Origin of the sequence: Mariniflexile maritimum, assembly GCF_009746565.1 — a bacterium.
Classification (GTDB): domain Bacteria; phylum Bacteroidota; class Bacteroidia; order Flavobacteriales; family Flavobacteriaceae; genus Mariniflexile; species Mariniflexile maritimum.
Genome location: NZ_WRPN01000009.1, coordinates 21,045 through 32,925, shown reverse-complemented (window position 1 = coordinate 32,925; position 11,881 = coordinate 21,045). Strand labels below are relative to the sequence as shown.

General features: G+C 37.3%; 11 protein-coding genes. 6 read left to right on the top strand and 5 right to left on the bottom strand.

The window, feature by feature from the left end; translation table 11 throughout:
* Positions 1–89 precede the first annotated feature (89 nt).
* A complete protein-coding gene (locus GQO80_RS11875; RefSeq protein WP_157208584.1) occupies positions 90–992 on the top strand; it encodes a DMT family transporter in 903 nt (300 codons plus the stop codon).
* Between the two features lie 17 nt (positions 993–1,009).
* On the opposite strand, the gene GQO80_RS11870 is transcribed toward GQO80_RS11875, so the two are convergent.
* The 3 genes from GQO80_RS11870 to GQO80_RS11860 form a co-directional block, all read right to left on the bottom strand.
* Positions 1,010–1,504, bottom strand: a complete 495-nt coding sequence (locus tag GQO80_RS11870; RefSeq protein WP_157208583.1) for a hypothetical protein — start codon at positions 1,502–1,504, stop codon at positions 1,010–1,012.
* Between the two features lie 96 nt (positions 1,505–1,600).
* The gene (locus GQO80_RS11865; RefSeq protein ID WP_157208582.1) at positions 1,601–1,945 is read right to left on the bottom strand and encodes a hypothetical protein; all 345 of its coding nucleotides are present in this window, start codon (positions 1,943–1,945) and stop codon (positions 1,601–1,603) included.
* Positions 1,946–2,052: 107 nt separating this feature from the next.
* A complete protein-coding gene (locus tag GQO80_RS11860) occupies positions 2,053–2,484 on the bottom strand; it encodes a tellurite resistance TerB family protein (RefSeq protein ID WP_157208581.1) in 432 nt (143 codons plus the stop codon).
* 285 nt (positions 2,485–2,769) lie between these two features.
* On the opposite strand from GQO80_RS11860, the gene mfd reads away from it, so the two are divergent.
* Positions 2,770–6,177, top strand: a complete 3,408-nt coding sequence (mfd, locus tag GQO80_RS11855; protein ID WP_157208580.1) for a transcription-repair coupling factor — start codon at positions 2,770–2,772, stop codon at positions 6,175–6,177.
* A gap of 81 nt (positions 6,178–6,258) precedes the next feature.
* Positions 6,259–7,590 carry a TlpA family protein disulfide reductase gene (locus GQO80_RS11850; RefSeq protein WP_157208579.1) on the top strand — a complete coding sequence of 444 codons (1,332 nt, stop codon included), beginning with the start codon at positions 6,259–6,261 and terminating at the stop codon, positions 7,588–7,590.
* 25 nt (positions 7,591–7,615) lie between these two features.
* Here the strand turns inward: GQO80_RS11850 and GQO80_RS11845 are convergent, their stop codons facing one another.
* Positions 7,616–7,975: a YraN family protein gene (locus GQO80_RS11845; RefSeq protein ID WP_157208578.1), complete on the bottom strand. Its 360-nt coding sequence runs from the start codon at positions 7,973–7,975 to the stop codon at positions 7,616–7,618.
* Positions 7,976–8,073: 98 nt separating this feature from the next.
* Between GQO80_RS11845 and GQO80_RS11840 the strand changes: the two genes are divergently transcribed.
* Positions 8,074–8,781 carry a PmeII family type II restriction endonuclease gene (locus GQO80_RS11840; protein WP_157208577.1) on the top strand — a complete coding sequence of 236 codons (708 nt, stop codon included), beginning with the start codon at positions 8,074–8,076 and terminating at the stop codon, positions 8,779–8,781.
* Here GQO80_RS11840 and dcm read toward each other — a convergent pair.
* A complete protein-coding gene (gene dcm / locus GQO80_RS11835) occupies positions 8,733–10,016 on the bottom strand; it encodes a DNA (cytosine-5-)-methyltransferase (protein WP_157208576.1) in 1,284 nt (427 codons plus the stop codon). The genes GQO80_RS11840 and dcm overlap by 49 nt on opposite strands.
* 153 nt (positions 10,017–10,169) lie before the next feature.
* Between dcm and GQO80_RS11830 the strand changes: the two genes are divergently transcribed.
* Together GQO80_RS11830 and GQO80_RS11825 are read left to right on the top strand one after the other, a co-directional pair.
* Positions 10,170–10,823: a metal-dependent transcriptional regulator gene (locus tag GQO80_RS11830; RefSeq protein ID WP_157208575.1), complete on the top strand. Its 654-nt coding sequence runs from the start codon at positions 10,170–10,172 to the stop codon at positions 10,821–10,823.
* 2 nt (positions 10,824–10,825) lie between these two features.
* Positions 10,826–11,848 (top strand): metal-dependent transcriptional regulator, encoded by a 1,023-nt coding sequence (locus tag GQO80_RS11825; RefSeq protein ID WP_157208574.1) that lies wholly within the window; start codon positions 10,826–10,828, stop codon positions 11,846–11,848.
* Positions 11,849–11,881: the final 33 nt, after the last annotated feature.

Here is an 11,881-nt window from a genome sequence, read left to right as displayed (position 1 = left end):
ATATTTTATTGAAAATCTACTTTTTTAATAAAAACAAACCCCTTTAAACACTAATTTTACACCGATTTAATTATTACTAAAAAGTACGCATGAAAAAGGCGCGGTTAGCACTGTTTGTGGGCATTATGTGCATTTCCATATTTCCTATTTTGGTAAAGATGGCCTTAACCCCGGGGCTTATTTCGGCCTTTTACAGAATGTTGTTTTCGTTTTTACTGTTACTTCCGTATGTTTTTTTTAAGAGACAATTGGAGTTGCCAAGTTTTAGGGTGGTGCTTTTGGCCGCTTTGTGCGGTGTTATTTTTGGAAGCGATGTGGCCGTTTGGAACATTGCCATACAAGCATCAACCGCAACACAAGCATCGTTGCTTACAAACCTATCGCCTGTTTGGGTGGGGTTTTTATCCTTGATATTTTTGAAGGACAAACCAAAATCGAACTTTTGGATTGGCACCACGGTTGCCGTTTTTGGCATGATCATGCTTGTTGGGTTTTCTATATTTAAAAATCTGGATTTTGATTTGGGCTTTAATTTTGCCGTACTTTCTGGAATTTTTTATGCCATTTATATGCTGCTAAGCAAACATGTACTTAAATACATGAAGGTAACCTCGTTTATGCTTATAAGTTTAGCGGCATCATCTATATATCTGGGCATTATTAGTTTTGCGCTTAACCAACCTTTTTACGGATTTTCAAATGAAGGTTGGTTGGTGTTATTCGCGCAAGCAGCTATTTGCCAACTTTTGGCATGGTCGCTTATAAGTTATGCAACGCAACACATGCGCGCAACCCGGGTATCGGTTAGTTTGCTGGCACAAGGCGTGTTGGCATCGGTTTTGGCGTGGTTGTTGCTAGATGAAACCTTAACCTTTCAAATGGTTGTGGGCGGTTTCTTTTTGTTGTGGGGCATTCGCATTACGTTTTATGACAAGCAGCTAATTTCAAACGTATTAAAAAACACAAAAGCCTTATCGCTAACTAAGAAATAAGGCTTTTTGTGGAGGTTTTATGAAGCTATTTTAACCTGATGGGGTTGGGTCATGGCATTTTTAATTAAAGCATGCCAGGTTTCAATACGGTGCAGTTCAAAATCTTCGTTCAAATCGGTATCGATGTTAAAAAAGTTGATGCGAACCTGTGGTTTTCCGGCTGTTTTAAATACAAACTCTAAATCTAGGTTTTTTAAACCAACGGCGTTTTCCCTTTCGTTGCTTCTTATTATGTTGCAATGTTTCACGTCTTCTAAAGAAATGCTGTTGGCAACAGGTTTCCCTTCATGTAATTGAATAAAGGTTACGGTTTTTTTATCGGCACTCAATCCTATAAAACTTTTGCGCCAAAATTCCTTTTGGTCGTAAACAATACCGTTGTCTTTTAGTAGGTCGTTTATGTGTTTTTTTGCACCCGATTTATTTTTTAAACCTTTAAGCATAAAGTAAATAAATGGGGAAAATAAGGTAATTATTAAAATGATTGAAAGAATTAATATGGATGATTTCATCTTGTAAATGTTTTAAATTATTTTTATTGAACTGAAAATCCTCATTAAAAAAGAAGTTTAATGATTGATTTTTAATGACATATAAAAAATAACGTGCTACAAGAAGTAATGAAAAGGGAAAATTATTTTATCAACTGTTAGGGTAACATCAAGGAAATCGCACACTTTTAAATAATGCGAATCCGTTTGAAAAAGATGGTTGCTTGATGGTTTAAAAACCGAAACATGATTTATGCTGTTTTGTCTTTTTTGCTTATCAATATGAATAAATTCTTCAAAAGAATTATCAATTGAAATGGCTGTTTTGTTAACGGAATTATCATAACGAATCTCGTGTTTAGAGCTGGTTGTTTTCAATGCCAAAGCGCCTTCACCCTTAAACAGAACTAAGGAGAAGAAACTTAAAGTAACCGTTAAAAGAAAACAGTTGATTTTTAGCATTTTGATGATAAAAGAAACAGCGTAAAAGTAGAAATAAGTTTGATTAATATATAAAAAATGCAAGCCTATTTTAGGGTGCGTATTTGCTGGTTTAAGCAAGATTAAAACTACTGGTTCATGTGTTTAATTTCGTGTATAAACGTATCTAAATCCACCCCATTATTAACCAATGTTAAGGCTTTATCAACAATATACTTCACATTAACCGCATGAAAACCAAGGCCTACGCCTATTTTATTCAATAATTTATGCTCTGGATCGCCTTTAATTTGATCCACATGAACCATGCGCACCAAATCGTAGAGGCGTTCTAAACGTTTGTCGTATTCAACGGGCGGGTTAATGGGATGCGATTGGTAATCCTTTAAAATAATTTTATAATCCTGTTCGCTAATGTCCAAATTGGTGGCCAATCGGTCTAAAAACGCCTTTTCATCGGCAGAAATTACACCATCATTCATGGCAACACGCACAATGGCGGCAAAATGGTCTTCATTGCGCTTTTTAAAACCACTATCAAATAAATCTGAAAACGACATATATTCTTTTTTTAAGGTGCAAACCTACATATTTTTTTCGTTTTTCTGCTGAAAAAAAATTCAAAGTGTGTTGCTTTCATCTAAGTTAGGAAATAAATGCCGTTTTCAGAAATTGTATTAAAATCTTTTTTTAAACCCTACACCTTTTGGTTACCAATGCTTAGTGCGGGCACACGAACCGATATTTCTTTTTTGCATGTACCAAAAAAACTTTGCGAATTAGGCACAAAGCTCTCAAAAAAGAATTCTTAACCTTATATTTGCACTTTAAAACCCGATTTTTAGGTGAGCAAAACCCTCCTTTCTCAAACCTATTTACAGACTTTGCAAGTGCAAAATCTGCAAACTGCCATTGCCAAAAATGACGCCCGAATACATTTAAAGGGACTTGCAGGTTCTTCGTTTTCATTTGTTATAGCAAGTGTTTTCAATAAAAACGACCTGCCTTTTTTACTTGTTTTTGACGATAAGGAAGAAGCCGCATTCTATTTAAACGATTTGGAGCAACTTTGTAACGATAAGGATGTACTATTTTATCCGGGCAGTTACCGCAGGCCCTATCAAATAGAAGAAACCGATAACGCCAACGTATTATTGCGCGCCGAAGTTTTAAACCGCATCAATTCCAGAAAAAAACCCGCCATCATCGTTACCTATCCCGATGCGCTTTTTGAGCAAGTGGTTACCAGAAAAGAACTGGAACGCAATACTTTAAAAATTTCGGTACAGGATAAATTGTCCATCGATTTTGTAAATGAAGTGTTGTTCGAGTATCAATTTAAACGTGTTGATTTTGTTACCGAACCCGGAGAGTTCTCTGTGCGCGGTGGGATTGTGGATGTGTTTTCGTTTTCAAACGACCAACCTTACCGCATTGAATTTTTTGGCGATGAGGTTGACAGCATCCGAAGCTTTGATGTAGAAACGCAACTTTCCATCGAGCACATAAAAAAAATAAACATCATCCCTAACGTTGCCAACAAGCTTCTGCAGGATAACCGACAAAGTTTTTTGCAATACATGGCCCAAAAAACAGTGGTTTGTTTTAAAAATGCCGATGTGTTCTTTTCAAGAATTGACGATTTTTTTGACAAAGCGGAACAGGCCTTTAAAACCCTTTCCTCGGATATAAAACACGCAAAACCAGAAGAATTGTTCTGTAATTCAGCCACATTAAAAAAACAGCTACTGGATTTTTCGATTATTGAATTTGGCACAACAACTTATTTCGCAAACGCCATTGCGGGAGCAACGAAGCAATCTGTTCGTAATGAAGAAATTGCTTCGTTGCACGCTACCCGCAATAGCGAAATTACTTTTAACACCACGCCCCAACCGTCCTTCAACAAACAATTCAACCTGTTAATTGAAGATTTAAACACCCATTTTGATAAAGGTTACACCAACTACATCGCCTGTGTAAGCGAACAACAGGCCAAACGGTTTCACGATATTTTTGACGATTCGCATTTGGAGGTAAAACCATATAAAACCATCGTATTATCATTGCACCAAGGTTTTATCGACCATGATAACCAAGTGGTTTGCTACACCGATCACCAAATTTTTGAACGCTACCACAAGTTTCATGTAAAAAATGGCTATGCCAAAAAACAGGCCATTACCCTAAAGGAACTCAATAATTTGGTTATTGGCGATTATGTAACCCACATCGACCACGGTATTGGGCGTTTTGGTGGTTTACAGAAAATTGATGTGGAAGGCAAAAAACAAGAAGCCATTAAATTAATTTATGGCGAACGCGATGTGCTGTATTTAAGCATCCATTCGCTTCATAAAATCACGAAGTTTAATGGGAAGGACGGGAAGCCGCCAAAAATCTATAAATTGGGCAGTACCGCATGGAAAACCCTTAAGGAAAAAACAAAATCGCGGGTTAAGCACACTGCCTTTAACCTTATAAAACTGTACGCCAAACGCAAAACCGAAAAAGGCTATCAATACAACCCCGATAGCTATATGCAACATGAACTGGAAGCTTCCTTTATTTATGAAGATACGCCCGACCAAAGTACCGCCACCGCCGATATTAAAGCCGATATGGAAAGCGAACGCCCTATGGATCGTTTGGTTTGTGGCGATGTGGGTTTCGGCAAAACCGAAGTCGCCATACGTGCCGCCTTTAAAGCGGTTGATAACGGTAAACAAGTGGCCGTTTTGGTGCCCACAACCATTTTGGCTTACCAACATTCCAGAACATTTAAGGAACGCTTAAAGGATTTTCCGGTAAGGGTTGATTATGTAAACCGTTTTAGAACCGCCAAAGAAAAAAGTGACACACTGGCAGGTATTGAAAATGGTAGTGTTGATATTATTATAGGCACACACCAACTGGTAAATAAAACCGTGAAATTTAAAGACTTAGGGCTACTTATTGTTGATGAGGAACAAAAATTTGGCGTAGCTGTAAAAGAGAAGCTAAAAACGTTAAAAGAAAATGTAGATGTACTAACCTTAACCGCAACGCCCATACCCAGAACACTACAATTTAGCTTGATGGCAGCACGCGATCTATCGGTTATTACCACCCCACCGCCAAACCGCTACCCTATTGAAAGTCATGTTATTCGTTTTAATGAAGAAACCATCCGCGATGCCGTGAGTTATGAAATTGAACGTGGTGGCCAAATATTTTTCATTCATAACCGTATAGAAAACATTAAGGAAGTGGCGGGCATGATACAACGGTTGGTGCCCGACGCTAAAATTGGTGTTGGCCATGGGCAAATGGATGGTAAAAAACTGGAAGAACTCATGCTGGCTTTTATGAATGGCGCGTTTGATGTACTGGTAAGTACCACCATTGTTGAAAGCGGTTTGGATGTGCCCAATGCGAACACCATATTTATTAACAATGCCAACAATTTCGGGTTGAGCGATTTGCACCAAATGCGCGGTCGTGTGGGGCGAAGCAATAAAAAGGCATTTTGCTATTTTATTACCCCCGAATATTCGGCAATGACCGATGATGCCCGAAAACGCATTACCGCTTTAGAACAATTTACCGAGTTGGGAAGCGGTTTTAACATCGCCATGAAAGATTTGGAAATTCGCGGTGCAGGCGATTTATTGGGTGGGGAACAAAGTGGATTTATTAACGAAATTGGCTTCGACACCTATCAAAAAATATTAAACGAAGCCATTGAAGAACTTAAGGAAAACGAGTTTAAAGACCTTTATGACAACCTTGATGAAACGAAAGATTATGTTAAGGACGTTACCATCGATTCCGATTTTGAATTGCTCTTCCCCGATGATTATGTAAACAACATTGCCGAACGTTTAAGTTTATATACCAAATTGAACGAACTAAAAACCGAAGAAGAACTGCAAAAATTTGAAACCGAATTAATAGACCGTTTTGGGGAATTGCCCAAACAAGTAAGCGATTTGCTGTACAGCGTTCAAATAAAATGGATTGCCACCAAAGCGGGCTTTGAAAAAATTGTGATGAAACAAAACAAACTTATAGGCTATTTTATAAACGACCAACAAAGTAGTTTTTACCAAAGCAACAACTTTACCAAAGTGTTACAATTTGTGCAAACCAACGCAACTGCCTGCAAAATGAAAGAGAAACAAACCCGAAACGGTTTGCGCCTTATGCTTACTTTTGAAAATATAAAATCGGTAAAACAAGCCTTAAAAGTACTAAAACCCATTGTGGCGTAAAATTTGTATCTTAAACCCTATAACTTTTTAACCTTATAACCTTATAACCCTATAACTTTTTAACCCTATAACCTAAACCCCATGTTATCCAAAATAGTTACTTTATTGCTCATATTACCCAACATTCTTTTGGCGCAACACAGCATAAAAGGCGTGTTTTCACCAGCAAAAAATTATGAAGTAGTACTATTGTATAAGGTAACGCCAACCGTTTCGGAATACATTAAAAACACCGAAATAAATAACGACGGAAGTTTTCAAATCCAGTTGGATGCTTCGGCAGAAGCGGGCATTTACCGTATTGTATATGCAGTGCCTCAGGAAGATTATAATTTCGATGTAATTTACAATGCCAAAGAAGATATTGAACTGGCATTTAATGCAGAAACGGGCGTTACGTTCAAAACTTCTTCCGAAAATAAATTATTGGCTTCGTACACCAAAAGCATGTCGATGGTTACGCAAAGCATCACTAATTATTACCGAGGAAACAAAAAGGATACCACAGCCCTCAACACCATTTTTAAAACGCAGCGCGAAACCCAGGCACGCTACGAAAAACAAGCCACCAATACCATCGCGCTTCAATTTATTAAAGCCAACAAACCGTATATCCCAAAAAAATATGAAGATGTTAAAACCTACATCAACCATTTAAAAACCCGTTATTTTGATAATATAGATTTCAACAATAAAACGCTGCAAAGCTCCAGTTTTTTGGAAGAACGCATGAACAATTACATATTTGGGATGACCGCTGAAGGAAAGGACAAGATAGCCAATTACAAAGCAAACATCGATGCCTTCTGTATGGCCATGAAAAGTGCCCCTGCAACCGTAAAACGTATTTTATTGGTAAGTTTGTGGCAGCAAATGCGCGACTTGGAGTTGCCCGCTGTTGCCAATTATATTACAACGACTTACTTGATTGACATTGCCAAATCGTTAAAAGACACCACGTTGGTTAACGATTTAACACGATATAAAAACCTTTCCATTGGCAACAAAGCACCCGATTTTTATATTGACGGCATAAAAGGAAAAACCAAAATAACCAAAAAACTTAGCGAGCTAAACACCGCCAAACACTACATTATCGTTTTTTGGAGCAGCACCTGTTCGCATTGTTTAAACGACATCCCAAAATTGGAAACTTACCTAGAAACAAAAAAAGCAGGGAGCATTGAGGTAGTTGCAATTGGGTTGGAAGACGACGATAAAATTTGGAAAGAAAAAATAAAAAGTTTTCCCAATTTTATACACATGCTAGGGTTGGGCAAATGGAGCAACAGCATTGGCGACGATTATGGCGTGGAACTAACCCCTGCCTATTTTGTGCTTGATAAAGACAAAAAAATAGTAGCAAAACCTTTCGACACAGAAGCATTAAAGGCTTTTTTTGACAAAAAATGAATTGTTGCAAGTGCCGAAATAGGCATTAAAAATGATAAAAGGCATTCTGTAAATGCTCGACATGGAAGTTTTTACCATTTTTTACAATTGAAATAATATCAAAACGCGCCTCAACCTCAAGTTCGTTTTCAATAATGTAGGTATCAACCGCGTTCACAAGGCGCTGTATTTGTTTGGGCTTTACAAACTCCTCGGGATTTCCAAAATCGTTTGTTGAACGTGTTTTTACCTCAATAATAGCCAGTAAGCCTTCTTTTTTGGCGATGATATCAACCTCGGCCTTAGCAAACCTGCAATTGCGCTCTAAAATTTCATAGCCGTGTTCCAATAGAAAATCAACCGCCAGTTGTTCGCCTTTTTTACCGAGTTCGTTGTGTTGTGCCATGAAGCTAAGTTATTACTATTTTAAATGTTATACAATTCGGTTAAATTTGAGATAAAATGAACCAATTAAAAGTTTATATTTGACTTGAAAATATTCTTATGGAAGAAAATCAAAGATTAATATTGCTGAATAAAGCTAAGGAATTCTTTAGAAATGAGATAGTTGAAAAACATGTTATTGACGCTTGCAATAGAGCCAGTAAATTAAAGAATTACAACATCAATCCTTTTTTAATGAAGTATTTAGCTAATTTTTTGAAAGGTAATGACGATGCCAAGAGCATTGCTGAAGCTTTGGTATTGCCTAGGATACTAGGGTCTTCAATTAATACGTCTTTTGGGATGCAAATTCAGAAACTGATAAGCCAACTTTTTGAAGGCTTTGGCTCTACAACTCCGGGAATTGATATTGAATTTATAGATGCTTTAGATGGAAGGAAAAAATATTGTCAATTAAAATCAGGCCCCAACACCATAAATTTTGACGATGTTGAAACTATTTTCAATCATTTTAAAGGCATTGTGAACTTAGCTAGAACTAATAATTTGAATATTTCGATTAATGATTTGGTAGTTGGTGTTGTTTATGGAGAGGCTTCCGAATTAAGTTCGCATTACAAACGAATAAACCAAAATTACCCAGTGTTAATTGGAAAGGAATTCTGGTTTCGCTTAACAGGAAAAGAAGACTTCTATCTCGATTTAATTGATGCTATTGGAGAAATAGCGCTAGAGGTTGATGGGACGAAAGTATTGCATCAAACCATTGAAGCACTTGCCAAAGAAATTGAAGCCAAATTTTCTTGATTTTTTTTATCACATTCATTTAAAAATGTTACTAAAGAATAGCCTATTTCTTTAGCAAGATTCACTGGAACGGCATTTCCTATTTGTTTATATTGTTGAGAAATAGGTCCAGAAAATCCCCAATCATCTGGAAACGTTTGTATTCGCGCATATTCCCTAACCGTAAAAGGGCGAGTTTCTTCTGGGTGGCAGCGTTCGGTTTGCTTTTGGGCAGGACTGCAAGTTAGAGTTAAACAAGGTTCGTCCCAACCAATACGTCTGGCTATTCCCGTTTTTCCGCCACCTAAATAAAAACTTTTCTGCATATATTTTTTTTGAATATCAAAAGGTAAATCTCTCCAATAGCCTTTTTGGGGCACTAATTCTAGAACCTCTTTTTTATGTTTAGGATAGGTTGCTCCGTTTGAGTTTGGAACATCGCAATCAAACAATATCCCTTTTTTAAGTGCATCACTTAAATTGTAGATAGTGTCGTATGGCAAAGGGTATTTGTACTGTATATCAATATCCTTTCTTACACCAATTAAAATGAGACGTTCCCTTTTTTGTGGAACTTTATAATTTATCGCTTTAAGCACCTGAACAGGAGTTACAACATTGTAACCAATTTCATCCAAAACAGAAATCATGCCATCAAGAGTTCTTCCTTTTTCATGACTCAACAAACCTTTCACGTTTTCTCCTAAACAAATTATTGGTTTCACTTCATCAACAACACGAGCAAATTCATAAAAAAGTGTGCCTCTGGTATCGTTCAACCCCAATTTTTTACCCGCATAACTAAAGGCTTGACAAGGAAAACCACCTGTTACTATATCAACTTTACTTTCATATTTGGAAAAATCATAATTTTTAATATCACCTTCTAATACCTCCCAATGGGGTCTGTTCTGACGTAGTGTTTTACAAGCCCATTTGTCTATCTCATTCAATGCAACACATTTTAAACCTGCTTTTTCCAACCCTAACCCTAAACCTCCAGCACCTGCAAAAAGTTCTAAAACAGAATATTCTTTGTTGGGATTGACCTGATTCCCCAAAAATTTAAAACCATTTATATACTCATTAAACCTAGGGAATAAAACAAGTTGCTCTTTTTTATAGATTCTATAATCACTCATGGGTTCTCGAACAGCAGGAAGTTTTCCTGAGCTGTCCCATCGTCTTAAAGTTTCAGTACTTTTATCAAGAATCTCCGAGACTTCCGAAATAGAATAATAATCTTTTATAACCATATTACACAACATTATACATGGTTATAAAAATACACTATTGTGTTTTCACAACAAAACTATATTTGAAATAATTCAAAACTCATTTTTAGCCACCCCTAAAAAAATATTTACTTTAATATAAAATTCGCTATCTTTGTATATTAAAGTTGAAGTATGACCACACTTTCTGAAGAAAATTATTTAAAGACCATTTACCACTTAGGGCAACAAGGCACCATAGCGGTAAGCACCAACGCTATTGCCGAAAAAATAGAGTCCAAGGCATCATCGGTTACCGATATGGTTAAAAAACTGGCCGATAAAAACCTAGCCAACTATGTTAAGTACCAAGGAGTTAGCCTCACAAACCTGGGGCGCTTAACGGCCGCCTCGGTAATTAGAAAACATCGCTTGTGGGAAGTATTTTTAGTGGAAAAACTCCACTTTTCATGGGACGAGGTACACGATGTGGCAGAACAGTTAGAGCATATAAAATCATTGAAATTGGTAAACGAACTGGATGCTTTTTTGGGTTTCCCCACGCACGATCCGCATGGCGACCCCATTCCCGACAAAAACGGTAATTACACGCTTTCGAAAAGCATCAATATTTTACAAATGGAAGTGGGCAGCCAAGGCGTTTTAGTGCATGTTAAAGATTCGTCGGACGTATTTTTAAAATATTTGAACAAAACCAATCTGGCCTTGGGCGATGCCATCAAAATCATGGATTTTGAACCGTTTGATGGCTCAATGATTATACAAACCAACAGCAATACAATAAATATTTCAAAAGAAGTCGCCAAAAACCTTTACTTAAGCCATTAACCATGAACAGCTACAACCCCATACAAGCTTTGTTGCTTTTTTTACTAATAGCGGGTATTTTATATGTACTCCTTCGCCCTACAAAAGGCTGGTTTTGGATTATAAAAAACAATTTTAAGAGCAATGAAAAGGTTATTATTGAAGATATTTTAAAGCAACTTTACCATTTTGAAAATTCGGGCAACAAAATAGATACCAAAACACTGGTACAGGTTTTAAAATTTAGCAACCATCACATTATAGAGGTGTTGAAAAAAATGACCATTAACGATTTGATTTATTTTGAATCGGATGTATTGAAATTAACCGAAGCCGGACGCGATTATGCGCTTAGAATTGTGCGCGTTCACCGCCTCTGGGAACGCTATTTGGCCGATAAAACCGGATTTAGCAAAGAAGAATGGCACGATAGGGCAGAAATGATGGAACACAGGTTAAGCCATGACGAAACCAACATGCTGGCAGCACGCTTGGGAAACCCAAAATTCGACCCCCATGGCGATCCTATCCCTACCCACACCGGGAAAATGGCAGAAGTGAGCGGTATGGAATTGCCTCTGCTGCCCGTAAATGCCATTGGAAGGATTACGCATATTGAGGACGAACCCGAAATTATCTATAAACAGATTTTAGCAGAAAACATTCACATAGGGTCCATAATTCGGGTTATTGAAAACAATGCCACACGCATCACCTTTCAATCGGAAGGTGAGGAATTTAGGTTGGCACCCATTGTTGCTGCCAATTTAACCGTGGCACTTTTGGAAGAAAAAGTTGTTTTAGAAGAAAACATTGCCAGATTATCAAGTTTGAAAGAAGATGAAACCGCCAAAATTATAGGCATTTCAAGAGAAAGTCGCGGTGAAAGCAGAAGGCGCCTCCTGGATTTAGGATTTGTAAAAGGAGCAACCATCAAAATAGATTTGATGAACCCGTTAGGCGAGCCCAATGCGTATTTAATAAAAGGAACCTCCATTGCATTGCGCCACGACCAAGCGGCAAAAATTCTTATTAAAAAAGAGTAAGTACTTGAAAAAACCGCAAAGGTTTCAAAAACC